Consider the following 26,566-nt stretch of genomic DNA (forward strand, 5'->3'; position numbering starts at 1 on the left):
TATGTGGGGTTTATTTTAGAGTTTTGAATAGGTTTATTTTGTATCTTGTATAAAACAATAAAGAAGAGAAGGAACCATATAAGTTATGAGTTATCAAGCACCAATTGAAGAAATGGGCTTTCTATTGAAGCACGTATTTAACGTTGAGCAAACTCTAGGTCAAATAGACAGTTTTTCTGATTTTGACTTAGAACTCTATAGTGCTGTTTTAGAAGAAGCTGCTAAGTTTTCAGAAAATGTTCTTTTCCCTATCAATCGGAATGGGGATGAAGTTGGTTGTACATTTAATAATGGTTTTGTTACCACCCCTAATGGCTTTAAGCAAGCTTATAAGGAGTACTGTGAAGGTGGCTGGCAAGGTACTTCTGGCGACCCTGAATATGGCGGACAAGGTTTGCCTAAAACACTTCACGTTTTAATTGAAGAGATGACTTTTTCTGCCAATACCTCGTTTTGTTTGTATCCATCTTTAACCAATGGTGCATATCATGCTATTCGAGCTCATGCGACAGATACAATAAAAGCGACTTATTTGCCGCCTATGCTAGAAGGGCGTTGGGCCGGAACTATGGGGCTAACTGAGCCTCATGCTGGTTCTGATTTAGGTATTATAAAAACAAAAGCGGCTAAAAACGAAAATGATACTTATTCAATTAATGGTACCAAAATTTTCATAACCGGTGGTGAGCATGATCTAAGTGAAAATATCATCCATCTAGTGTTAGCTAAGTTACCAGATGCTCCAGCCGGGCCAAAAGGAATTAGCTTATTTTTAGTGCCTAAACTTAAGGTTAAACAAGATGGCTCTCTTGGCGAAGCAAATGGTGTAAGTTGTGGCAGCATTGAGCACAAAATGGGCATTAAAGCATCGGCTACTTGTGTGATGAATTTTGATAATGCTGAAGGTTACCTGATCGGCAGTGAGAATCGTGGCTTAAATGCCATGTTTACTATGATGAATTTGGAAAGGTTGTCTATTGGTATACAAGGAATAGGTTTATCTGAAATGTCTTACCAACTTTCTAGAAGCTATGCACTTGAAAGAAAACAGGGTAAAAGTGAATCAGCCAACTTAGCTTCAATTATTGAGCATGCCGATGTTCGCCGAATGCTACTAGAACAACGTTGTTATACTGAGTCTGCAAGAGCGTTGGCTGTTTTTATGGGCAATCAAATTGATCTTCAATATCATCATTCTGATGAGACGACTAGAGAAAATGCTGCAAATTTAATGAGCTTGTTAACACCTGTTGCTAAGGCTTTTTTTACAGATAAAGGTTTTGATGCATGTAACCACGGACTGCAAGTTTTAGGCGGACACGGTTATATTCGTGAGTGGGGGCTAGAGCAGTTAGTTCGAGATGCAAAGATCGCTCAGATTTATGAAGGAACCAATGGTATTCAGGCGCAAGATTTACTTGTTAGAAAAGTTTGTTTAGATAAGCAAGGTATTATTAATTTGTTATATGAATTAATAAAGGAAGAGATAGCCAAACCGACTTTGATAGACGAAGCTAGTTTATTACAACAACAGATGATAGCTTCTCTTGAAATACATGAGTCGACAAGCTTGTGGTTGATCGAAAATTTTGCAGAAAGATCTTATGAATTACAAGGCGGTGCGGTTGATTATTTACATGCAACCGGGTATTTAGTTTATGGTTGGATGTGGTTAAAAATGCTAAATTCATTAGAAAGTGATCTATCGCCAGAATTTGTTGCTAGAAAAAAATTAGCCGCAGTCTATTTTAACCAACAAATATTGACAAATATCAACCAGTTATGTAATAAAGTTAAACAAGGATATAAAGAAGTAATGAGTGCTGATAATTCTTTGATTTAAGCCTAACTTATATGATTTTAGCCGTTTAGTAAAAGGCTTTTAAGAACGGCTAAATTTTAACTTTGTAGAACTTATCTCAAAAAGTAATGGTACTTTTGGCTAGAATGAAGAATATATCCATGTTGCGGGCAAATTAGTGTCACTTAATTTTTAATTTGTGGGTGGTTAGCTATTGGTAAAAAGCTAATTATAAGCTATAGTTATCGCAATATTATAAAGAAAGATCTTAACTTATCGCTGTAACTTCATGGAATAGTTATAAAACATTGGAAGTTATTATTAAAATCTGCTTCTATTTTAGGAGAAGAGTACAGCAAGTTAAGTTGGCAAAAAATAGAATTTAATGGTTCAATTACAAGGGAATCAGCGTATGTTTCGCAAATTTATCCTCTTATTAATTTCTGCAGCAAGCTTTTATTCAGGTGCTAGTTTAGCAGTTGGGTTAGGAGAATATAAATTAAAGTCTGGTCTTAATCAGCCTCTAAAAGCAGAAATTAAACTTTTATCGGCTAGTGATTTAGGTGATCATGAAATTCATGCATCACTAGCTAGTATGGCTGAGTTTGAAAAAGTAGGCGTTGAGAGGCTTTTTGCACTTACCGATATTGTGTTTACCACTAAGAAAAATCCTAATGGTTCAGTTATTATCGATATGACTACTAGAGAACCAATTAAAGAGCCATTTCTTAATTTTTTAGTTGAACTAAACTGGCCAAATGGTCGTATTATTAGAGAGTATACTTTCTTACTTGATCCGCCAGTATTTGATGAATCAGCGTCATCAACAATTCAAAAATCTCAAGCAACTGCATCAAAAAAAAAGCCGACTAAAACTTACACATCATCGGTTAGTCAGTCACAAGACGAAGTTTACACTGGAGGGAATACATACGGCCCAGTGACGGCAAACGATACTCTTTGGAGTATCGCGAGTAAGGTTCGTCCTAGTCAACAATCTTCTATTCATCAGACTTTAGTGGCAATCTATCGTGCAAATCCTGATGCTTTCGGTAATGGAAATATTAATAATTTACTACGTGGAAAAGTATTAAAAATTCCAGATGCTGCATCGGTTAGCCAAGTGCCGCATCGAGCCGCATTACAAGATGTTGTTATGCAGAATAATCAATGGCAGTCAGGTGGTGCCAGAAGAATTGTTGGTAATACGCAAGATTCTTCAACTTCAAAAACAATGGATTCAGAAGGTCGTTTGACTTTAGCTACACCTAAAAGTGATGGCTCTTCAGATAAAAATTCAGGCAGTATTAAAGCTCGATTAGAAGAGATTCAAAGTCAGTTAGTAAATTCACAAGAAACAAGCGCTACCTTACAGACAGAAAATGATGAATTAAGAGCGCGTCTAGCTGATGCACTTAAGAAGATTGAATCAATTCAAAGTGAATCAGCAGTTAATATATCTGACACAGAGCTAGCAGCGTTAAGTAATTCTCAAGCTAACAAAGATGACACAAATAGTAATGTTGTTGAAGAAACTTTATCAACTACAGAAGGTTTAACTTCTAATGAGTCTAACGATAATCAAAACAGTGATTCTTCAAATGTAGCGGATACGAGTGAGTTAGTTGATAGCACTGATAAAGCAGAAACACCTATTAACTCTAATGAGAACGAAGTTGTTCAAAAAACGGCTGAGGCATCAACCAGCACCAGCACACCTGCACTCACAAAAAAGCCATTGTTTGCACCAAAGAAAAGCTTCTTAGATGAAGTTCTGGAATCAAGTGGTTTAATTTGGGGTGGTGTTGCTTTTGTTGCATTGATTGTTCTTGGTGTATTCTGGCGTATGCGCAAGCGTATGGAAGAAGAAGAATTCCATGATGATCTGGTGGCCAGTACAGGTGCTGGAACTGTTGATGCAACTGAGTCTTTTGAGTTGCCTGATGTTGGAGATGATATGTTGGTTGAACTGGACATGGATGGAGAGCCAGAAGAAACAACAGAATCGGATGAAGAAAATTTTGACCCGCTTGGCGAGGCTGACATTTATATTGCTTATGGTAAATATGAGCAAGCAGAAAGTTTGTTGCTAGAAGCTATTGATGACAATCCAATCCGTTCTGACTTAAAAGTTAAACTAATGGAATGTTATGCAGAGAATGATGATAAAGAAAAATTTGAATCATTGGCGCAAGAAGTATCACAGGCTGTTGATGCGCAAGAATGGTCTGAGCAAATTACCAGCTTAAGAGAACAGGCTTGGTCAGCAGAAGACGGAGAGGAAGGTTTTGATTTGCCTTCAACTGAAGACATCTTCAATGAAGATGAGTTTAGTCTTGATGATGAAGATACTTCCAGTAGTGTTGATTTAGGTTCCGAATCTGAAATAAATGACGATGAAGCTGAATATGACTTAGATGCAGATGGTCTTGCGGATGATGAGTTTGATATAGATATGGACATGGGGCTAGAAGATGAAGGTGCTCCAGCGGCATCAGAAGCTGTTACTCAAACGCTCGATACGCTCGATGATGACGATTTTACCCTTGATGATGAAGACGCTAGTGAATCATTAGACGATTTTGAACTTGATGATGAAGAAGAAACAATCAGCATTGATGATTCTGATGATATTTCGTTAGATTTTGAAGAAGATGATGATTTTGGCTTAGATGATGATTCTGAGTTTGAAAGTGATAGTGTTACTGAAGGTGACGCAGGTGATGAAATCGCTACTAAATTAGATTTAGCTAGAGCCTACATCGATATGGGTGACTCCGAAGGTGCTAAAGAAATTTTATCAGAAGTCATTTCCGAAGGTTCTGATTCACAGAAAGACGAAGCTCAAGCATTATTGGAGCGAGCAGAGTAAAAATTATTATAAGGTAATTGTTTTATCAAAGGCGGTCATACCGCCTTTTTTATTGACTAGGTAAATTATGAATATTGCTTTAGGTGTAGAGTATGCTGGCAGTAATTATTGCGGCTGGCAGCGTCAATCTCACTCTCCGTCAGTTCAGCAAACATTAGAAGAAGTATTGTCTCAAATCGCCAATCATGAAGTGAATGTCTTTTGTGCTGGCAGAACTGATAGTGGTGTGCATGCGACAGGACAAGTCGTTAATTTTACATTGAATAATGATCGACCTATTAAAGCTTGGGAGCTTGGTGCAAATGCATTACTACCTGATGATATTTGTGTACGTTGGGCTAAGCAGGTAGCAGATGATTTTCATGCCAGACACTCAGCATTTTCAAGACGTTATCGATATGTTATTCAAAATACTCCTTATAGAGGGGCTTCCCTTTATAAGAAAGTCACTGTGCATAAGTTTTTGTTGAATCATGAGATGATGCATATTGGGGCACAAGCCTTGTGCGGTGAAAATAATTTTGCTTCATTCCAAGCATCATCATGTCAGTCTCCAACACCATTTAGGTGTGTCGAATCGGTAAGTGTTAATCGTTATCACGAATTTGTTATTGTTGATATTAAAGCTAATGCTTTCTTACATCACATGGTTAGAAATATTGTAGGGTGTTTAATTGAGGTTGGCATGGAACGTCAACCTGTTAGTTATGTTGGAGATGTATTAGCAAAACATGATAGAACCCAAGCTCCAGCAACTGCAAAACCTGATGGACTATATTTAGTAAAAGTTGGTTACCCATCAAAATATGCATTACCTGATTTACCTATTGGGCCACTCACTTTACCTGAGAATCTTGAATGTAGATGAAACTTCTAGCTTACAATCGCTGTAAATACTGGTATGATCAGTTGCTATAAAATTAGCGCTTAACCTTTAAGCAAAGAATGTTAGAATAGCCGCAAAAATGAATAAGTATAAGAGTACTTTATGAGTTGGTTTGAACGTATATTGCCCAAAAGAACAACCTCGGTTGCCGATAGAAGGAAGTCTGTTCCAGAAGGAGTTTGGGCTAAGTGTCAAAATTGTGATTCTGTATTATACAAAGCAGAGTTGGAACGAAGTTTAGAAGTTTGCCCGAAATGCTCTTTTCATATGCGAATAGGAGCGCGAGTCAGATTAGAAAGCTTTCTTGATTCAGGTGAACTTGAGGAAATAGGTGTTGATTTAATGCCTGTTGATCGGCTCAAGTTTAAAGATTCCAAGCGATATAAAGATCGCATTAGTGCTGCGCAAAAAGTATCAGCAGAAAATGATGCAATGGTTGCTTTTAAAGGTGAGTTGAATGGAATGAAAGTTGTTGCATGTTCCTTTGAATTTAACTTTATGGCTGGCTCAATGGCATCTGTTGTTGGTGAGAAATTTGTAAGGGCCGCCACTTTATGTATTAAAGAAGGACTACCATTAATTTGCTTTTCTACAAGTGGTGGGGCACGTATGCAAGAGGCGTTAATTTCTTTATTTCAAATGGCAAAAACAAGTGCTGCGCTAGCCAGGTTATCTGAAAAAGGCCTACCTTTTATTTCTATACTGACCGATCCAACTATGGGAGGAGTCTCCGCGAGCTTAGCAATGTTAGGTGATGTAAATATTGGTGAGCCTAACGCTTTGATTGGGTTTGCTGGTCCTAGGGTTATTGAACAAACTGTTCGCGAAACACTGCCTGAAGGCTTTCAACGAAGTGAGTTTTTACTTGATCATGGTGCAATTGATATGATTGTTGACCGCCGTGAAATGCGAGAGAAAATTAGTCGCTTATTGTTTAAAATGATGGGGCAAGCAGAATTAGAAGTGGCTGAAACAGCTGAAGTTAGTGCCTAAATAATTTCAGCTCTTGATAAGAAAAATCATCAGAGCGTCTATTTTTGCGGCTTTCAGCGTTAAGTGCCTTTGCAATAGCTTGCCTTGATATCCACAAAAATAGCCACACTGAGCTCAAGTGGAAACGGCCATTCAATTTAATTGAGTTTTAAGTCATTAAAAATAAAAATGATTCTATTAATTATTTTGAATTTCCTTATCCAGAGCTGAGGCTAAATAGAAGATATTATACTCGCTCTCTTGGATAGTGAGTATAATTATTGCTCAATCTTACTTAAGAGTAACTCAGACGTAACTACCAGCGGCATAACCCGAGGCCCAGGCCCACTGAAAGTTATACCCACCTAAATGTCCGGTTACGTCAAGTACTTCTCCAATAAAATACAAACCTGGTTGACGTTGTGACTCGAAAGTTTTAGAGGATATTTCATTGGTATCGACTCCTCCTAGCGTTACTTCTGCGACTTTGTAGCCTTCAACATCATCGGGGTAAACTGTCCACTGAGTTAGTTGTTGAAATATTTGTTCTTTTTGCTGGTGTGATAACTGTTTAAGTTTACAATTAATATTTAGCTCAGAGATTAAAAAGACTGCAATCGATTGACTGAATTGAGTTGATAGCAGAGTTTTTAAAGTTATTTCTGCTCGTTCTTTACAATTAATATCGAGCCATTTTTTGACATCTTGTGAAGGTATCAAGTTGATATGAATTGGGTCGCCTTTTTGCCAATAGCTAGAAATTTGCAGTATCGCTGGCCCACTTAATCCTTTATGAGTGAATAGCATGGCTTCTCTAAAACAGCTTTGATTGCAGGAGACTTCAACATTAACAGAGTTACCTGCAAGTGAAGCAAATTTGGTTTGCATTTTTGGGCTGAAAGTTAAGGGGGTTAATCCTGCCCGTGTTGGGTAAATTTTATGACCAAATTGTTTGGCTATATCATAGCCAAAACCTGTTGCTCCCATGGTTGGAATGGATAAGCCACCTGTTGCGATGACTAATGACTGACAGCCTAAATTACCAATAGTTGTTGTTAAGTTAAAACCACCTGCTTCGTTCGCTATGATTGCTTCAACCGTGCATTTTAGTTGAATTTTGGCCCCTACAGATTGACACTCATTAAGTAAGAGATCTCTTATATCTCGTGAGCTTTTTTTACAAAAGAGTTGGCCTAGACTTTTTTCATAATACTCAATATTGTGTTTTTCAACCAGACTAATGAAATCCCACTGTGTATAGCGGCTCAATGCTGATTTACAGAAGTGGGGATTATGAGAAATAAAGTTATCTGAGTCAATATAGTGGTTGGTGAAATTGCAACGACCACCGCCAGACATCAGGACTTTTTTGGCCATTTTGTTGGCATGATCGAGTACTATAACCTTTTTTCCTCGTTGAGCAGCTACCGCTGCACACATTAAACCTGCTGCTCCAGCACCAATAATTATGACTTGAAAGTTTTCGGACATTAAATAAATCTACAGCTGATATAAAGCGAATTTCATTGTAGCTGATTATACAAGCAATTCGTGAAAATTGTTCTAGACTTGGTAGTAGGCTCTCTATGAAAATTTACATCAGCTTATAAAATAGGCGTTGTTGAAAGTTTTTTAGAGATATTCGTAAGAAAAGTTAAAAAAGCAGTATTTTGATGGGAGTATTTCATGTATAAAGAGATGTATTATCACGATGATTTGGAAAATTTAGCTGAAGAGATTGTATTTGAGCAAATTCACCAATTGATTGAAGATGATGAAACTGATGTGCCAACATCACAAGTCTCAATTCAAGATATTGCTGCTATTGCTTTAAATAATATGCCTGCTAAATACGTTTGCAACTTTTTAGAAAAGCAAGAACCTGGCGAACAATTGAAAGAAGAAGTAAAAGATCTCAAAAAGTATGCCAAGCGCCAAGTGCTTAAAGCGATAAAAAAAGTAAAAGAAATACCACATGATTAGCGAGGAATACTTTTAATAGCCTATGATTGAATACTCGATTAAGCTGGCAGGCGTAAAGTGTGCAGTTGTTGAATGGAACCCTGGTGGTTCCATTTTAGTTTTTGCACTCCATGGATGGCTGGATAACTTAGCCAGTTTTGAAAGTTTAATACCTTTATTGCCTAATATTCGCCTCGTGGCTATTGATTTTCCTGGACATGGTCATTCTGAACATTTGCCCGAAGGTAGTAGCTATTTTTTTGTTGATGGACTTAATCTTATTGACGATTTAGCCACTTATTTCAAACAAGATAAAATTAATTTATTAGGGCATTCGATGGGAGGAGCGATATCTGTTTTATACGCTGCGTCTCAGCCTGAAAGCGTTGCTCGGCTAGTGTTAATTGAGTCGGTTGGTCCATTAACATCGACTGCTCAGGATGCCAGTCGGCTTTTACGTAATTCTATTACACAACGTAGGTTTTTAAGGAATAAAGCTGGTACGATCTATAAAAGCTTTAAACAAGCATTAGACGTGAGGGCAATGGCATCTGATATTAAAGCTGAATTAATTAAGCCAATTGTTGAGCGAGGCTTAATGAAGGCTGATAATGATGGTTACACTTGGCGTGCTGACTCTCGCTTAAAAGTCAGTTCTCCAATCAGAATGTCTGAAGAGCAGGCGCTTGCTGTTATTGAGCAAATATTAGCAAAAGTGTTGTTGATTGAGGGAGATAAAGGTTTTTTAATTGATAACCCTTTAGTACAAACTCGTTTGAAGACATTTCAAAATATCAAGCAAGTCCAATTACAGGGAGGGCATCATGTTCATTTAGAACAGCCTGAAGCATGTGGTACTGAAATTGAGGCTTTTTTTAAAGAATGATTAATATATGAGCAATTTTGCCGATTTGTATTTAATTACTAGAAAAGCCTTTTGCCATTCTTAGCTGACTGTTATACCTTAAGCTTATAGTTTATAGAGACAATATTAAAGTGCTACTGATTCTGCTTAACATAAATAAGCCTCAATAGCTTAGTTGGAGAAAAAATATGGAAAAAATTTGGCTTGATTCTTATCCTGATGGTGTTGATCATGAAATTAATCCCGATGCTTATAATTCATTAATTGAAGTTTTTGAAGAAAGCGTTAGCCAATACCCCGAAAGACCTGCATTTTGTAATATGGGCAAAGTTTTAACTTATGCTGAAATGGATAAGAAAACGCGTGATTTTGCTGCTTATTTGCAATCTGAGTTAAATTTAAAGCATGGTGATCGAATTGCCTTAATGATGCCTAATTTACTTCAATATCCAATCGCTATATTTGGTGCTATGAAAGCAGGGTTAACCATTATCAACGTAAACCCGCTTTATACCTCGCGAGAGCTTAAGCATCAGCTTAATGACTCACAAGCAGATGCCATTGTTATCGTCGAAAACTTCGCTCACACCTTACAACAAATAATTAAAGAGACTTCATTAAAGCATATTATTGTGACACAACTTGGTGATGCTTTAGGGGGTGTTAAATCTTACTTGGTTAACTTTGTTGTTAAGTATATTAAAAAGCTCGTTCCTGCTTTTGAACTGCCAGGAGCTACTCCATTTAAACAGGCGTTAAAAGTTGGAGAAAAATGCTCGTTAGAAAAAGTGGAGTTAACTTCAAGTGATATTGCTTTCTTACAATACACGGGGGGAACAACTGGTGTTGCTAAAGGTGCAGTGTTAACTCATCGTAATATTATGGCAAACCTAATGCAGGCTGACTGTTGGTTTTCAAGTCTATTAAGCGATGGGCAAGAATTAGTTATTACTGCCTTACCTTTGTATCATATCTTTTCATTAACTGCTAATTGCATGTTGTTTTGTAAAGTTGGAGGGCTCAATGTTTTAATTACAAATCCTCGAGATATGAAAGGTTTTGTTAAAGAGTTAAGTAAGCATCAGTTTACGGTTATAACGGGTGTTAATACATTATTTAATGGTTTATTAAATACACCTGGTTTTGCTGATTTAGATTTTAGCCGTTTACATTTAACGCTAGGCGGAGGTATGGCTGTTCAAGAATCTGTTGCTCGAAAATGGCATGAAGTGACTGGTCATCCATTATCTGAAGCTTATGGTTTAACTGAAACTTCTCCAGCTGTTTGTATGAATCCAGCTGATTTAAAAGAATATAATGGAACAATTGGATTACCAATATGTAGTACCGAAGTGTCGATTAGAAATGATGAAGGAAAAGAACTAGGGATTAATGAAGCAGGAGAACTTTGGGTTCGTGGCCCACAAGTGATGCGAGGTTACTTAGATAGACCAGAAGAAACCGCTAAAGTTTTGAATGAAGATGGATGGTTTGCAACAGGCGACGTTGCTGTAATGAATGAAAAAGGATTTTGTAAAATTGTTGATCGTAAAAAGGATATGATTTTAGTTTCAGGTTTTAATGTTTATCCGAATGAAATTGAAGATGTTGTTGCGGCAAATGAGAAAGTATTAGAAGTTGCTGCTGTTGGGATACCTTCTGAATCTAGTGGCGAAGTTGTCAAAATATTTGTTGTTAAAAAAGATCCTACATTAACAGAGGAAGAGTTAATTCAACATTGTAGAGACAATTTGACTGGTTATAAAATACCAAAAGCTGTTGAGTTTAGAGATGATTTACCCAAATCGAATGTCGGTAAAATATTAAGACGAGAATTACGAGATGAATAATTTCTACTCTTAAAAAATAAGTTATTTAAATGCAAATGAGTAATTACCCTGACGTAAAGTGGGTGGATAGCCAAAGAGAATTTAATTCAATTGTTCAATCATGGATTAATACGAAGTATCTTGCCATTGATACAGAGTTTGAACGACGAACGACCTACTATCCTATTTTAGCGCTTTTACAAATTTTTGATGGAGACAAAGTTTATTTATTTGATCCGTTAAAAATAGAGTGTACCGATGCTTTTAGAAGTATTTGTGAAAATGCTAATATTATAAAAATAATGCATTCTGCTAAAGAAGATCTGGAAGTATTTTTCTATTCGTGGAATTGTCGGTTTAATGGTTTGTTCGATACACAAGTCGCTTTTGCTTTTGATAGCGGCGAAATTTCTGTTGGTTATGCTGCTTTAGTTGAGCAACTGTGTAATGAATCTTTATCTAAAGAAGAAACTCAATCTAATTGGCTTGCAAGACCTTTATCTAAAACGCAATTGGACTATGCAGCAAAAGACGTTATTTATTTGCCTGGCTTATACCAAAAGCTCAATGCTAAGCTTGTTATAAAGCCTTATTTAAAATGGTTTCAGTATGAATGTGATGAAATGTGTGATTATGCGCTTCACCAGCCAGATTATAAGTTCGATTATCGTCAAGCTAAAGACGTTTGGCGGTTGAATGGAGAGCAACTTGGATTATTTAAATTGCTATACCAATGGCGAGAAGAGACTGCCATTAAAGAAAATAGGACTCGTAATCATATTGTTAGGGATCCACAGTTAGTTCAACTAGTTGTTTTGATGCCACAAATAAAAAATGATTTTTATAAAGTTAAAGATTTACACCCTAAGTCTATACGTTTGTATTCTGAAGCAATTATCGAAATAGTTAATGGTTTTAAAAGTGCTAACAATGCACCATTAATTACTGTGCCAAATCCAAGAGATTTACCTTATTTTAATCAACTCAGTCATTCTTTTACGAAAGCGATTGAAGGCGTCGCTAAAAGTAATCAAATTACAGCAAATGTATTAGCTAGCAAGCGGTTAACTCGAAAACTCGCCTTTTCTTATTTAGCCAAAGAAGCGTTTCCTAATGTTTGGTCTGGTTGGAGAGCAAAATTATTAAAGCCACAATTTGATCAGATTTTTTCTCAATTGAAGACTTCTTAATGACACATATTTACCTTAAAATAGAATTTTAAAAATATTGAAATAATACCAAGTTGGAAAATGATATGTTAGCAAGTATTTATCGTAGCAATAAGAAAGAAGAAATGTATTTATACATTCCAGTAAAAGATGATTTTTCCAATGTTCCAGAGGCTTTACTTAAAGTATTTGGTGAACCTGAGTTTTCACTTCAAATAAATTTATCTAAAAGAAAAAAACTTGCCAGAGTAAGTATTGATGAAGTTCGGCAGAAACTTGTTGAGGAAGGCTTCTATCTGCAAATGCCTCCGACTATACACCACAATCAAGCTAATTAATTATACTATTTATTATTTTTGAGGTCATGGGATGAGATTAATACTTTTATTTTGGATGTGCATTTTTTCGACAGTAATCAATGCTGATGCTACTGCTGATTTTGCTAAGTGGAAATTAAACCTTAAACCAGAAATTATTGCACAAGGTGTTTCTGCTGAGCTGACAGATAAAATAATAGATTCTCTCAATTATATTCCCAAAGTTATTGAGTTGGATAGACGTCAACCAGAAGGAACGATGACTCACGAACAATATCTTAATAAAGTCATTCCAGAAAGTAAGGTGATAGCTGCTAGAACACACTTTAAAACCAACAAAAAATTGTTACTGCAAGCGCAAAATAAATCGGGAGTTGAGGCTCGTTTTATTGTCGCACTTTGGGGAAAAGAAACCCATTTTGGTAAAATAACGGGCAATTATCATGTGCCGAGCGCCTTAGCGACACTAGCATTTGATGGGCGCAGGGCTTCATTTTTTAGAAAAGAATTATTAGCCGCAGCAAAAATAATTGCAGGTGGCCATATCAAACTAGAGCTTATGTTAGGAAGTTGGGCTGGGGCAATGGGGAATTGTCAATTTATGCCAAGTAGTTTTTTACGTTTTGCGGTTGATGCTAATGGAGATGGAAAAAAAGATATCTGGAGCGATAAACAAGATATTTTTGCATCAATGGCAAATTACTTATCAGTTTCTGGTTGGCAAAAAGATAAAACTTGGGGAAGGCAAGTTAAACTAACTAAAGCTTTTTCTTCTTATCGATTTGGCAAAAAACATAGCCAACCTTTGAGTGAGTGGCAAAAACAAGGTGTTCGTAGAGCCGATTTAACTGATTTACCTACAACAGAAATTAATGCTTATTTGATTTCGCCTGGCGGCGAAAAAGGAAGAATATATTTGGTTTACAATAACTTTGATGTTTTGATGAAATGGAATCGTTCGCATTATTTTGCCACAGGTGTTGGTTATTTAGCTGATAGAATTGGTTATCCTAAAATTGATTAACGTTGAGTTTTTACAGATTAAAAACTAAAGTATAAATTTAAGAGATTTAAAATGATAAATAATGACTGGCATCGCGTTAACTTAATTGAAGCTAATGGAAATTTGACTCCATTTGCAGAAGCCACAAGTAAAATTGTTTGTGTCGGGCGTAATTATGTTGAGCATGCCAAAGAGCTTAATAACCCTGTACCAAGTTCACCTATCTTATTTATAAAGCCTAACTCTTGTTTGGTTGATTTAGCCTCTGGAATAAAGTTACCGGATATCGACTCTTCTTGTCATCACGAATTGGAAGTCGCTATATTAGTTGGAGTAAAAGCGACTGCAATTGATGAACAACAAGTTGAATCAATTATTGCGGGGGTAGGACTTGGTTTGGATTTGACTTTACGAGATATTCAACATCAACTTAAAGCAAAAGGACACCCTTGGGAGAAAGCTAAGTGTTTCGATGGCGCTTGTCCAATGAGTCCATTTTTGCCTTATAACCAATCAATTAATTTAGATTGTATTGATTTTAAGCTCATAAAAAATGGGGAAGTTGCTCAGCATGGAATAACTAACCAGATGGTGTTTAGTATTCGCGCTTTAATTGCAGAAGTTACTCATCATTTTACTCTTTATCCTGGCGATATTATTTTAACCGGTACGCCTGCTGGTGTCGCTGAATTAATGCCAGGAGATAATTTAGAGTTGCATTTAAATCAGCAGCAGTGGCAGACTTCTGTACTTACAAGTTAAGTCGTTAAAATTATGAGTAGAAAAAATAATGATCGCTTCTGGGAGCGAATACCTCTGAAAGAGTTGTCGGAGCCACAATGGGAATCTTTGTGTGATAGTTGTTGCCAATGTTGTGCGCACAAACTCCAAGATGAAGATACAGGAGAAATTGTTAAAACGAATGTTGTCTGTCGTCATTTAGATGTTTCTAAAGGACAATGTACCGTTTATTCACAAAGACACATATATGTTCCAGACTGTATAAAAGTTACGCCAGAAAATGCAGGTGAACTGACCTGGATGCCTGATACTTGTGCCTATAAATTGCTAGCCAATGGCGAACCATTGCCGAAATGGCATCCGCTTGAAACAGGCGATATAAACTCTACAGCTTTTGCTGGTGCTTCAGTCTTAAATAAAGTCTTGAGTGAAGATGATGTTGATGATTTAGAGGATTATGTCGTCGATGATAACTATTTTGATAATAAATAGCTCAAAAGTATGCTCTGCATTGCGATTGTAGACCTTTATTTTTTAGTTAGATAGGTGACCTACTTTGGTTGCGGTCTATTCCGGCTCTGGTGGTTCACTTTGTGTCATCATATCGAGTAGCTGTACTGAAATCGCTACAAAATCATGATCAGTGATAATTCCTATTAATTCATTTTGATTATTAACAACAGGTAAACAACCGAATTTCTTTTTGTGAATTAACAACGCAGCATCTGTAATACAAGTATTTTGAGTTATTGTAGTTATCTCTGTCGTCATGAAGTCCGCAACCAATGTGCCCACTTCTATTTTTGCTAATTCTTTAGCATCGATGTAAGACTGCGAAGATATTGAATTAGCGAGTATATTACGCTGGCTGACTAAACCTATGACTTGCTGCTGTTCATCCACTACTGGTAAATGCCTAAAACCATGTTCATTCATTAATTTTCTTGCATCAGCCATGCTGTTATAGCGAGATAAGGTAATAGGTTTTGGGGTCATCACATCTTCTACGGTTAGCATTTTCTTTGCCTATTGAATAACAAATTTATATTATTGAACTTATGTTCTATGTTTATTTTAGACATAAGACAGGGGAGATGCTTTGATATTGATCAAAGCCTACTGGAGCTAATCGATGGTTTTCTTCACTAATTACAACAACTTTCATTGCTATCTAACTGAAAAATATGGAAATTATATCTAATTAAGCTAAACTAATAGTGTCTTGAAAGTTCCTAATGGCGACATTGATGAGAAAACTAAAAATATTATTAATATCATACTCTACAGTGCTTTTATTAGCTTTAGGGCTAAATGCTAATGCAAGCAATAAAAAGGTTAAACCTGATGTCAGAGTTCTGATTGATATCTCAGGTAGTATGAAGAAGAATGATCCTAAAAACTTGCGAGTTCCTGCATTGCAATTAGTGACTAATTTATTACCTTCTGACGCTAAGGCCGGAGTATGGGCCTTTGGGCGCTATGTCAATATGATGGTTCCTTTATCTGATGTAAATACTTCTTGGCAAAACAAGGCGACAAAAACGGCTAAAAAGATTAACTCTGCTGGTTTATTTACTAACATTGGTGGCGTACTTGAAAAAGCTAGTTATGGATGGAATAAACCTAATGCAAATGAAAAAAGAAGTGTTATTTTATTAACAGATGGAATGGTTGATATCTCAAAAGATGCTACGGTTAATGCGAAAGAAAGAGAGAGAATCATTAATCAGGTGCTACCTAAATTAAAGAAAGCTAATGTAGCAATTCATACAGTAGCGCTTTCTCAAAATGCCGATCATGAATTATTAAAACTACTATCTGATCAAACAGATGGTTGGTATCAAGCGGTTGAGTCGGCAGACAAGTTACAAAGAGTTTTTTTAAAAATATTTGAACAGTCCACCTCTCGTGACAGTTTGCCTCTAACAGATAATCAATTTAATGTTGATGCAAGTATTGATGAAATGACACTACTGGTATTTAAAAAGCAGCCTAAAGAAAAAGTTAGGCTAATAACACCAGATAATAAAGTGGTTGATAAAGGAAGTCAGGATGGAGCTGTTCGTTGGTTTTCGGCTGATGGTTATGAGCTGATTACAATAAAAAAACCCCAAACAGGTAGTTGGAAAATTGATGCTAATGTAGATCCAGACAATCGCGTAATGGTAGTCAGTAAGCTGAGTTTAGGTATTTCTGATGTACCTAATAATTTATTAGCTGGTGAAGCGATTAATTATCAACTTGAATTATTAGAAGATGGAAAGTTGATTACAAAACCTGATTTTCTTAAATTGATATCTGCACAGCTAGAGCAATCTAAACAAGGGCAGAGTAGTCGACTAGCAATGTTTTTTGATAGTGCGAATAATCAGTTTAAACAAAACTTTTTTACTGATAACTTCGAAGGAGTTCTTAATTTAACTCTTGAGGTGAAAAGCCCGACTTTTGAAAGAACCAGAAATCATGCCGTTAATATTTATGGTTCGCCTTTGGTTTCTGATGTTGAAATATCTGATAATGAAAACCAACCTCATATTTTAAAACTTTCGATCAGAGAAGATATCGTAAATAGAGATACGCTTAATATTAGCGCAACAATTAATTATCCCGATGGAGAAAAGCAGTACCTAGTACTTGATGACTTATCTCGGCCCATTGAACTTAAAGTGTTACCTCAAGGTGGAGAATACGTGATAGGACTGGATATTAAGGGAAAAACTAAATTAGATAGAGACTTTTCGGTTACGCCTGCACCTATAAAATTTACTACATCATCATTAAAAACAGTTGAAGTTATACCGCCTATTAAGGATGATAAAGAAGAAGTTGTTGAAGAAGAAAAAGAGCAAGTTGAACCTGAAGTTAAGGAAGATAAGAAAGAAGAAAAAAAGGAAGATGATAAAGCCGTTGTCGATAAGAAAAAAGAACCTGAAAAAGCCAAAGAAGAACAGCCAGAAGAAGACAATATGGCGTTTTGGCTTTATATCGGATTAGGAGTTAACTTATTATTAGTTGTCTTGGGCTTCTTAGGGTGGAAATTGATTAAAAAGAAAAATCAAAGTAACACAGAGTCTATGGCTAGTGAGTTGGGGATAGAAGAGAGTGACGAAGATTAGTTTAGATAAATGTACAAATAGACTAAGGGACACAAATAATGAGTGATGCTGTGATTTCTTGGTTATTGGTGGTTGAATTTGCGCTGCCATTTGCCTTACTCAATGTCGTATTTTTGTTAATCATTATGAAAAATCGCAAAATGGCTAAAGAGTCTGCGCGTAAACTGATTTTAAAAATTAAAAATAATGAAGAGCATGAAAAATCGAATGTAATTGATTTTTTAACACAAAAAGCAGGCTATGAAGAAGATAAAGCTAAAAGCTTAGCCAAAAAGTTAATTAACGAAAGAAAATTTTTATTTAGAAATATTATTAGTGGATTATTAGATAAAAACGAAGAGGCTATTGTGACTCTTGAGCGTGATATGGCAAGGGTTACTGAGCGCTATCATGCTCTTGAATTTAATGCCAATGCTCAAGAGGAGGTTGCTGTTGAAGAAACCAGTAATCAGGAAGATCTTGATAAAATAGATGAACTTAAACAGGAAGTAAAAGGTTTAAAGCATGAGGTACATGTCACTTTAACTACGTTGAATAATATTTTTGCAGAATTTAGCTCAATGTTTGGAGAGGAAGTACCCGAGACTGAAATGTCTGTTGATCAGATTATCACAGCAATGGAGTCGTTTTCTGATAAATCGGTATCGAGTGTTCCAGAGTCAGATACTGAGCAGGAGGAAAGTGAATCATTTGATGAAGGTGATGAGCTAGATGCTTTTTCTGAGGAGCTGGAGGAATCTGATGAAGTACCAGAAACCGTTGAAGATGAAGATACCGACACAGACACAGAAGAAGAACTTAATTTTTCTATTGATGATGAATTAGATGATATTGATAGCGCGCTAGATGGTTTGGAGTTAGGTCAACTGGGCGACGATGATGAAATAGAGTCTGACTCAGAGAGTGAGCCTAGCTGGGATGAAGCTTTTGAAGAAAGTGGCGATAAAAAAGGTGACTAAAAATCAAACAGTTAACAGCTTGTTTTTGTGTGAATTTTCATCACCTCGATCGAATTTCATACAAAAACAAAAAAAACTGAACTTTTTTTAAATATTTCGTTGACAGAAAACTGAGGGATACGTATTATTGCGCCCGCTGAAGAGCAGTAGCCAAGAACCTCACTGAACAAGGTTCTATTAACTGGCTATATCGGTGCGGAGTGGTAGTTCAGTTGGTTAGAATACCGGCCTGTCACGCCGGGGGTCGCGGGTTCGAGTCCCGTCCACTCCGCCATTTTCTTACAGCCAATCAGTTTCGGTTATTGGCTGTATCATTCGAAAGATATAAATCGCAAAACACTTGAAGCTCCCTATACTTTTTATTTTTGAGCGGCTCTAAAGTAAGATATTTTAGTAATAATCTAATCTACTGTAATAACAAGTAATGAGCGATCAGTTTTTATTGTTTAATATCCCCTCTTACTGCATTTAGTTAATTAATATGTGGTCCTTGCTAAAATTTAGTATCTTCACATAGCCCAGTATATGAACAAATCAGTATTTTTGTCATTTTTAACAGATTAAATAGAATCGCTTATTTCGCCCTAAAAATATTGAACTTGTTGGCCTTTTTTACTACTAATTACAAGCTCTTTTAACTTAACTTTGGGCTTAGAGAGCGCATATATGTCCATATTTATGCTCTCTGACTAGCTAAATTCAAAGTTATAATTTATGATAACTAGAGCGATTATAAAAAATATTAAACCGTCTACGAACGAGGGGCAAAAATGAAAAGACTCGCGATAGCCGTTATTCATGGCTTAGGTAGTGAAGAAGAATTTTATTCAGTTGAACTCAAACATCGAATTACCGAAGAATATGTGAAAGGTGCAGAAGGGCGATTGGAAGACGATTTACTGTTCCACGAAATCTACTGGGGCGACTTGGTGAAAGATGAATTAGCCAGCTTTCGTGAAAAAGCTAACTATAAAGGTGATTTAGCTTATCAAAATTTACGTCAGATTATGACTGATAGCCAAGCACTAGCATTATTGTACAATCCTGGTACTGAAATTTACGAATCAATTAATAACCGTATTAAAGATGGTCTAAGAAAATTTGCTTCACATAGAAGAATAGATGTTGATAATACACCATTAGTCATATTGGCTCATTCCTATGGCGGAGTCATGATGTCTCATTATATTCGTGAGATGCATGCTTCTCGTTCAAGTGTTAATAACTTCGAATCGATGAAAACCTTGGTTGGATATATCACATTTGGCAACCCAATGGGGTTGTATGCGATGAATGGAGCAAACTCAATATTGGGCAAACCTTGCTCAATTGTTGGCGAGGTATTAGATGATGATCTAAAGAAGAGAGCTCGTTGGTATAATTTTTATGATAAGGATGACATCATTGCTTATCCATTGAAGGGATTATCTGATGAGTTTAATACTTATGTTAATGGAGATTTTGAAATTAATGTTGGTAGTGCTGCAACATCATGGAATCCTGCATGCCACACTGGCTATTGGGAAGATAAAGATTTTTATCGGCCAGTAGCCGATTTTATTGGAGAACTCAGAGCTCCTCATTCTTTCTGGCAAAGTTAGTATTTGCTAAAAATACGAACGAAAAAGCCTGCGGAAGCGGGCTTTTTTATGAATTGCAATAATATAAACAGGTTTAAGTTCGACAGCTATGCAGATCAATGAAGTACAAACTAAAGATATTGGCAAACTGATATCATTAAATAGAAGTATACAGCAGCGATTAAAGAAAAAGCAGCCTGTTGAACATTTGCAAATAAAATTAACAGATTTAGAATCTCGTTCCAAATTAAAGACAGAGCAAATAAAGCAGCAAATAAGCCATGTCAAACTGGTTCAAGATTTACCGATTACGCAACATGCAGAAGAGATAGCAAAACTTTTACTCACCAACCAAGTGGTGATTGTTGCTGGTGAAACTGGTTGTGGTAAAACAACTCAGCTGCCTAAAATTTGTTTGCAGGCAGGCTTTGGTGCTCGAGGTGTAATTGGTCATACCCAACCTCGACGAGTGGCTGCAACCAGTGTCGCTAAAAGAATTGCTGATGAGTTAGAGTGCGAGCTTGGTGGACTGGCAGGTTATGCCATTCGCTTTCATAATAAATATTCAGATTCTACCAGAATAAAATTAATGACTGACGGAGTATTACTTTCAGAAATAGAAAATGATCCTTTATTAACTCGTTATGAAGTCATTATTATTGATGAAGCACATGAAAGAAGTCTTAATATTGATTTTTTGCTAGGTTTTCTAAAGCGAATATTACCGAAAAGAAAAGATCTACGCGTAATAATTACTTCGGCAACAATTGATCCACAACGTTTTTCGGATAACTTTAATCAGGCTCCAATAGTATTGGTCGAAGGTCGAAGTTATCCAGTGGAAGTTCGCTATCGACCACTTATTGATGAGAGTTCAGAAAACTCAGATCGTTTAATGGATGCAATAACTGAGGCCGTAGAAGAATGCTGTGAACATTCTACAGGCGATATTCTAATTTTTGCGGATGGAGAAGGTCAGATAAAATCAATTATTAAAGGACTTAAAGATACAGTAGATGAAGCTTTAGATATTTTACCTTTATATGCACGTTTAGGTGTCAGCGAACAACAAAAAATTTTTTCCCCAAGTGGAAAACGAAAAGTTATTGTTTCTACGAATGTTGCAGAAACTTCATTAACAGTTCCGGGTATTGTTTTTGTTATTGATATCGGCCATGCTCGTATTAGTCGTTTTAGTCAAAGAAATAAAATTCAACAGTTGCCTGTCGAAAAAATTTCTAGAGCAAGTGCTGAGCAACGGAAAGGGCGTTGTGGGCGTGTTGCTCCCGGTGTTTGTATTCGTCTATATAATGAAGACGACTATTTAGCAAGAGAAGAGTTTACTCTGCCTGAAATAAAACGTACAAATCTATCATCAGTTGTTCTGCGCTTGAAGGCAATGAAAGTGGAACAAATAGAGAAATTTCCATTTATAGAAGCACCTGATGAAAGAGCATGGAAAGTTGCATTTAATAGTTTATTTGAATTAGGGGCTCTTAACGAAGATAAATCGATAACACAAATAGGTAAAGATATGGCTCGCATGCCAGTTGATCCACAATTAGCGAGAATATTGGTCGATAAGCAACTGCTTGCAGTGAATGAGATGCTGGTTTTTTGTGCTTTGATGAGTGTTAGAGAGGTTCGAGAGCGTCCACATGATAAACAGCAAAAGGCAGATCAATTACATCAAAAATATCAGCAGGGTGATTCAGATATATTAACGGCAATCAATTTATGGAACCAATTAGAAGCCCAAAAGGTTGAATTAAATTCTAATGCATTTAAAAAGTGGTGCGTTAAGAACATGATTAATTTTTTGGGAGTATTAGAGTGGCGTAGAGTTTATTATCAGTTGAAAGAGTCATTTGAGTCTTTAGGGAGAAAGCTCAATCAGGAACCCGTTCAAGCGGAAGAAGTACACAGGGCGTTGATTCCTGGATTTATTACGCACATATTTTATCGAAGTCAGGATGTTTACTACCAAGGGGTTAGAGGACTTAAAGTTTGGTTACATCCATCATCACTTAGCTTTAAACAAAAAAAGCCATGGCTTATTTCTGCCGAAATGATAGAAACAGAAAAGTTTTATGCAAGAATGAATGCTCAAATTCAGCCGGAATGGATAGAGCCTGTTGCAGAACACCTTCTTAAGAGTCATTACAATGATATCCACTGGAGAAAAAAGCGTGGGCAGGTCGTAGCATATGTTAATAAAAGTTTGTTAGGTTTACCTATTGTTTCAAATCGTTTGATTAATTATTCATCAGTTGATCAGCAAGCTTGTCGTCACTTATTTTTAACCGATGGTTTAGCTAGTGATCAATTAGCAGAAGATTTTCCTTTTTTAAAAGCTAACCGTGAAAAGCTGTTTGAACTGGATCAACAAGAACAAAAACAAAGATTAAATAATATTCGATTAGATAAAGAGTCACTTGCTGAGCTTTATGCGGAAACTTTACCCAATCATATTGTCAGCACTATTAGTCTCAAACGATGGTTAAAAAAAGACTATAAAACTAGAAATCAGCAATTATCATTTTCATTAGAGCAGTTAACTCAAAATACTTCACAAGAGCCAGAGGCTTATCCATCTCAAATAAAAGTCAAAGGTGTGGTCTTAAATTTAAGTTATTGTTTTGCTCCAGGTACAAAGGAAGATGGCGTCAGTGTTGAAATTCCACATAACATGATTAGCCAATTTAATGATCGTGACTTCGATTGGTTAGTGCCTGGGTATCTGCAAGAGAAAATACTTGCTTCAATCAAGGCTTTACCTAAAAGTGTTCGAAGATCTTTAATCCCTTTATCTGAAACTGCAGATAAATGTTATGCCAAGTTAATAGAAATTGATCAAACAGGTAAAAAGTTCTTAGATGAATTAGCCAAAGTATTGCAAAGAGAAAGTGGCATTCAAATAAAAGTGAACGATTTTGATATGTCGAGTGTGGATAATCATTTATCAATGAAATACAAAGTATTAAATAAAAGAAATACTAGTTTGCAAACATCATTATCTGAAATAAAAAAACAGAGAAGTAATAATCAGCCAAAAGAAAATGCACAAGCTCAAAAAAACCAACTGAAAGCCTGGCCTAGTGATGACTTTTTAATTGAAAGTAAAGTGGATGAACAGCAACAATCAGTCAGAATTTTTCAGGCCATGAAAGATTGTGAAGAGTTTGTTGAGGTAAAGCAGTGTCCTTCAAAAGAAGTTGCTGAAAGTATCCATTTGATTGGTGTTTCCAGATTATTGATATTAGATAACTACAGTCAATTAAACCAATTCTATAAGTCTTGGCCAGATTATAAAAGACTGGAAAGACTCAATATTCGTTTTGGTGGCTTTAAAGCGCTTTTTCAAATGCTCGCATTGATAGCCGCAAAACATCAGGTGTTACCATCTCACCCAATAACAACAAAACTGGTTTTTAATCAAGTTAGTCAACGTTTTAAGTCCCAGTTTAGACAAGCACTGTCAGATAAGTTAAGTCAGCTACTTCCGCTGCTTAAACAGCGGGAACAGCTATTTAGTACTATTGCAGAGTTAAATATGCAGTCATATGAGACCTCAATAATGGATATGAAAAGTCAATTAAAGGCGCTATGGTCAATTGAAAATTTATTAATTGCCGGAGATAGTTTTGTTGAAAATTATGAACGTTACCATAAGGCACTCGAAGTCAGGATTAAGCGCATTACAACGAACTATCCTAAAGAAAGCCAATCGATGGAAATTTGGCAAGACTGGCATGAGTGGTGGCAAGAGTTACAGACATATTCTGCTAAACAGGAAGTCAAGGCGTTATACGATCAATTGTTTTGGATGCTTCAAGAATTTAGAGTTAGCCTGTTTTCACCTGGTATTAAGACCGCTGGTAGTATTTCTGCTAAAAAGCTTCAGAAACACTTTGAGTTGATAGAAACTGAGTTAGACGCTATTTAAGAGCCTGTTAAAGCGTTAGATCATTTTCTACACCAAGGCTTTACTTTTCAGCCATTTACCGCTAAAGTACTACTTGTTCAGGTGGTGATTGTTTGGCTGCCCCTTATAGTATAGTCACGTTCTAACTTCTAACAATATGCGAGTGGAGGGTAGGGCAGATGAATATAGACATACAAGATTGTAAATGTATTAGCCTAATATTGGGCTGTAGCAGGACTTTAGCAATAATACGAAGAAAAATATTGGAGAACAATTCATGAAAGAGTTGACGACAAGACAAAGTGAAGTATTTGAAATCTTAAAAGAGTACGTTGAAGACTATGGAATTGCACCTACACATGTTGAATTGGCTGAACTAATTGGGGTGAGTTCATCTAAAGCTGCTGCTGATCATCTCAAAGCCCTCGAAAAGAAAAATGTGATCAAAATATATGCGGATAAACCACGAGGCATTCAAATACTCACTGCAAGCAATGAAAATGAGTTACCATTAATTGGCTCGGTAGCGGCTGGTTTGCCAATTGAAGCAGTCGAAAATGTTGAAACCTATGTAACCATACCTGAAATATTAAAACGTAAGAAACCAACGTTTTTACTTAGAGTACGTGGCGATAGTATGATAGATGAAGGTATCTTAGACGGCGACTTAATCGCTGTACGTAAAACTAATGTAGCGGAAGTTGGTCAAATTATCGTTGCCAGAATTGATGATGAAGTGACTGTTAAGCGTTTGGAGCGCCAGGGAAATAATGCGGTGTTACAACCAGCAAATGATAGTTACCAGCCAATCATATTGCCTGCTGAAGATCTCGCAATAGAAGGTAAATTTGTCGGTTTAATTAGAGCTTAATTAGCGTTTTTGATGTTTTGTCCTGTTAATGATTGATAATCGGACTTTATTTGATGAAGTTCATTATCAATAAATGCTTGTTATAAGCCCATAAGCTTTTAATCATTGATGCCCATTTTTACATTGTACTAAGAGTTTTCAGTGTATTTTATGGGCTTTTCAGATAGAATAGCGCCCATTATTTATACCTTCGCACTGTTCAATTTACCAATGAAATTTATTATTAAGTTATTTCCTGAAATTATTGTCAAAAGTAAACCTGTTAGAAAACGTTTAATTTCCCAGTTAAAAAAGAACTTACGCAAAGTTTTGAGTCCAATTAGTGATGATATTCAAATCGCTGGTTCATGGGATTATGTAGAAGTTCTATTAAGTGAAGCCAATCAACCGCTTGAGTCACAGGTATTAGAAGCTTTAAAAAATACACCAGGAATAGATTTTATATTAAAAGTAAAAACGCATGAGTTTAATTCCATTGAAGATATTGCCGAAATAGCAATAAAGGAATATGCAGAGTTAGTTGCTGGAAAAACCTTTTGTGTCAGAGTTAAAAGAAGTGGAAAACATGCATTTAATTCAATTCAAGTTGAACAAAAAGCCGGTGGTGCATTGCTTCATAATAGTGAAGCTAAAGGTGTTCAGTTAAAAAATCCAGAAGTCAGTGTTCAACTTGAGATCAAACAAGATAATTTATATACCATTGAATCTCGAACTCAAGGATTAGGCGGCTTTCCATTAGGTCAACAAGAATCTTGTGTGAGTTTAATTTCTGGCGGATACGACTCTTCTGTGGCTAGTTACCTCATGATGAAAAGAGGTATTCGAACACATTTTTGCTTTTTTAATTTAGGTGGAGTTGCCCATGAAGTAGGGGTAAAACAAGTCTCACATTATTTGTGGGAGAAATATTCTTCTTCCCACAGAGTACTTTTTATCACAATTCCTTTTGAAGAAGTGGTTTCAGAAATTTTAACTAAAGTTCACCATTCACAAATGGGTGTTATTTTGAAGAGAATGATGCTTCGAGTGGCTGAAAAAGTGGCTATTGAATTTAACGCACCTGCATTGGTTACTGGTGAATGCGTTGGGCAGGTTTCTAGTCAGACACTGACTAATTTATCGGTTATTGATAAAGCGACTGATATGCTGACTATGAGGCCCTTAATATCGATGGATAAACAAGATATTATTTCCATTTCAAGAAAAACAGGTACAGAAGCCTTTGCTGCTGTAATGCCTGAATATTGTGGCGTTATTTCTGACAAGCCGACAACTTGCGCTAAACTTGATCGAATTGAAAGAGATGAGGCTGGTTTTGACTTTGATATATTAGAAAAAGCTTTTGCATCACGTAAAGTAGAAAATATTGATCAGGTTTATCAATCTAATAAAAATATTGATGATGTTGAAGTGGTTTCAATGCCTGAGACTTCTGATGTGGTAATCGATATTCGTCATCCTCATGAAGCAACGGTTAGCCCATTGTTTTTAACCAATAATGAAGTACTAACCATTCCATTTTTCAAATTGCAATCAAGTGATCAACTTAATGAAGAGGTTTCTTATTTATTGTATTGTGATAAAGGGGTAATGAGTCAGTTACAGGCCGAGGAATTAAGAGAGAAGGGCTATAGTGTGAAGGTTTATCAACCCTAGTAATTATTGGTTCTGAATTACTGGGCATATCTTTATAGATTG

20 protein-coding genes and 1 tRNA gene are annotated in these 26,566 nt (G+C 36.2%); 19 read left to right on the top strand and 2 right to left on the bottom strand.

Annotated elements, in window-relative coordinates:
- The first annotated feature begins 85 nt into the window (after positions 1 to 85).
- The 4 genes from ACT5E3_RS10450 to accD all read left to right on the top strand — a co-directional run bounded on the left by ACT5E3_RS10450 (position 86) and on the right by accD (position 6,552).
- Positions 86 to 1,843 (top strand): acyl-CoA dehydrogenase, encoded by a 1,758-nt coding sequence (locus tag ACT5E3_RS10450; protein ID WP_444998250.1) that lies wholly within the window; start codon positions 86 to 88, stop codon positions 1,841 to 1,843.
- A gap of 370 nt (positions 1,844 to 2,213) precedes the next feature.
- A complete protein-coding gene (locus ACT5E3_RS10455; RefSeq protein ID WP_444998251.1) occupies positions 2,214 to 4,673 on the top strand; it encodes a FimV/HubP family polar landmark protein in 2,460 nt (819 codons plus the stop codon).
- 67 nt (positions 4,674 to 4,740) lie between these two features.
- The gene (gene truA, locus ACT5E3_RS10460) at positions 4,741 to 5,541 is read left to right on the top strand and encodes a tRNA pseudouridine(38-40) synthase TruA (RefSeq protein WP_444998252.1); all 801 of its coding nucleotides are present in this window, start codon (positions 4,741 to 4,743) and stop codon (positions 5,539 to 5,541) included.
- Positions 5,542 to 5,661: 120 nt separating this feature from the next.
- Positions 5,662 to 6,552 carry an acetyl-CoA carboxylase, carboxyltransferase subunit beta gene (gene accD / locus ACT5E3_RS10465; protein WP_444998253.1) on the top strand — a complete coding sequence of 297 codons (891 nt, stop codon included), beginning with the start codon at positions 5,662 to 5,664 and terminating at the stop codon, positions 6,550 to 6,552.
- A gap of 285 nt (positions 6,553 to 6,837) precedes the next feature.
- On the opposite strand, the gene ACT5E3_RS10470 is transcribed toward accD, so the two are convergent.
- On the bottom strand, positions 6,838 to 8,022 hold the full coding sequence (locus tag ACT5E3_RS10470) for an NAD(P)/FAD-dependent oxidoreductase (RefSeq protein WP_444998254.1): 1,185 nt from the start codon (positions 8,020 to 8,022) through the stop codon (positions 6,838 to 6,840).
- A gap of 195 nt (positions 8,023 to 8,217) precedes the next feature.
- On the opposite strand from ACT5E3_RS10470, the gene ACT5E3_RS10475 reads away from it, so the two are divergent.
- From ACT5E3_RS10475 to ACT5E3_RS10510, 8 genes are all read left to right on the top strand, one after another.
- Positions 8,218 to 8,514: a late competence development ComFB family protein gene (locus ACT5E3_RS10475; protein ID WP_444998255.1), complete on the top strand. Its 297-nt coding sequence runs from the start codon at positions 8,218 to 8,220 to the stop codon at positions 8,512 to 8,514.
- A 22-nt stretch (positions 8,515 to 8,536) separates the two neighbouring features.
- Positions 8,537 to 9,379, top strand: coding sequence for an alpha/beta fold hydrolase (locus ACT5E3_RS10480; protein WP_444998256.1), 843 nt, complete (start codon positions 8,537 to 8,539; stop codon positions 9,377 to 9,379).
- A 167-nt stretch (positions 9,380 to 9,546) separates the two neighbouring features.
- Positions 9,547 to 11,208 carry a long-chain-fatty-acid--CoA ligase FadD gene (gene fadD / locus ACT5E3_RS10485; protein ID WP_444998257.1) on the top strand — a complete coding sequence of 554 codons (1,662 nt, stop codon included), beginning with the start codon at positions 9,547 to 9,549 and terminating at the stop codon, positions 11,206 to 11,208.
- Positions 11,209 to 11,237: 29 nt separating this feature from the next.
- Positions 11,238 to 12,377, top strand: a complete 1,140-nt coding sequence (locus tag ACT5E3_RS10490; RefSeq protein ID WP_444998258.1) for a ribonuclease D — start codon at positions 11,238 to 11,240, stop codon at positions 12,375 to 12,377.
- Positions 12,378 to 12,442: 65 nt separating this feature from the next.
- A complete protein-coding gene (locus ACT5E3_RS10495) occupies positions 12,443 to 12,694 on the top strand; it encodes a YcgL domain-containing protein (RefSeq protein WP_444998259.1) in 252 nt (83 codons plus the stop codon).
- 31 nt (positions 12,695 to 12,725) lie between these two features.
- The gene (locus ACT5E3_RS10500; protein WP_444998260.1) at positions 12,726 to 13,697 is read left to right on the top strand and encodes a lytic murein transglycosylase; all 972 of its coding nucleotides are present in this window, start codon (positions 12,726 to 12,728) and stop codon (positions 13,695 to 13,697) included.
- Positions 13,698 to 13,748: 51 nt separating this feature from the next.
- A complete protein-coding gene (locus tag ACT5E3_RS10505) occupies positions 13,749 to 14,438 on the top strand; it encodes a fumarylacetoacetate hydrolase family protein (RefSeq protein WP_444998261.1) in 690 nt (229 codons plus the stop codon).
- 12 nt (positions 14,439 to 14,450) lie between these two features.
- On the top strand, positions 14,451 to 14,909 hold the full coding sequence (locus ACT5E3_RS10510; protein WP_444998262.1) for a YcgN family cysteine cluster protein: 459 nt from the start codon (positions 14,451 to 14,453) through the stop codon (positions 14,907 to 14,909).
- A 75-nt stretch (positions 14,910 to 14,984) separates the two neighbouring features.
- Here ACT5E3_RS10510 and ACT5E3_RS10515 read toward each other — a convergent pair whose 3' ends face one another.
- On the bottom strand, positions 14,985 to 15,434 hold the full coding sequence (locus tag ACT5E3_RS10515) for a CBS domain-containing protein (protein ID WP_444998263.1): 450 nt from the start codon (positions 15,432 to 15,434) through the stop codon (positions 14,985 to 14,987).
- A 230-nt stretch (positions 15,435 to 15,664) separates the two neighbouring features.
- Between ACT5E3_RS10515 and ACT5E3_RS10520 the strand changes: the two genes are divergently transcribed.
- The 7 genes from ACT5E3_RS10520 to thiI all read left to right on the top strand — a co-directional run bounded on the left by ACT5E3_RS10520 (position 15,665) and on the right by thiI (position 26,524).
- Entirely contained in the window at positions 15,665 to 17,533 is a 1,869-nt protein-coding gene (locus tag ACT5E3_RS10520; RefSeq protein ID WP_444998264.1) for a VWA domain-containing protein, read from the top strand.
- A 38-nt stretch (positions 17,534 to 17,571) separates the two neighbouring features.
- Positions 17,572 to 18,492, top strand: a complete 921-nt coding sequence (locus ACT5E3_RS10525; RefSeq protein WP_444998265.1) for a hypothetical protein — start codon at positions 17,572 to 17,574, stop codon at positions 18,490 to 18,492.
- A gap of 197 nt (positions 18,493 to 18,689) precedes the next feature.
- Positions 18,690 to 18,766 (top strand) — tRNA-Asp (locus ACT5E3_RS10530).
- A 496-nt stretch (positions 18,767 to 19,262) separates the two neighbouring features.
- Positions 19,263 to 20,093: a hypothetical protein gene (locus ACT5E3_RS10535; protein WP_444998266.1), complete on the top strand. Its 831-nt coding sequence runs from the start codon at positions 19,263 to 19,265 to the stop codon at positions 20,091 to 20,093.
- A gap of 88 nt (positions 20,094 to 20,181) precedes the next feature.
- Positions 20,182 to 24,018, top strand: coding sequence for an ATP-dependent RNA helicase HrpA (gene hrpA / locus ACT5E3_RS10540; protein WP_444998267.1), 3,837 nt, complete (start codon positions 20,182 to 20,184; stop codon positions 24,016 to 24,018).
- 256 nt (positions 24,019 to 24,274) lie between these two features.
- A complete protein-coding gene (gene lexA, locus ACT5E3_RS10545) occupies positions 24,275 to 24,868 on the top strand; it encodes a transcriptional repressor LexA (protein WP_444998268.1) in 594 nt (197 codons plus the stop codon).
- A 150-nt stretch (positions 24,869 to 25,018) separates the two neighbouring features.
- Positions 25,019 to 26,524 (top strand): tRNA uracil 4-sulfurtransferase ThiI, encoded by a 1,506-nt coding sequence (gene thiI / locus ACT5E3_RS10550; protein WP_444998269.1) that lies wholly within the window; start codon positions 25,019 to 25,021, stop codon positions 26,522 to 26,524.
- The last annotated feature ends 42 nt before the right edge of the window (positions 26,525 to 26,566 follow it).

This window comes from Aliikangiella litoralis, from assembly GCF_052495765.1.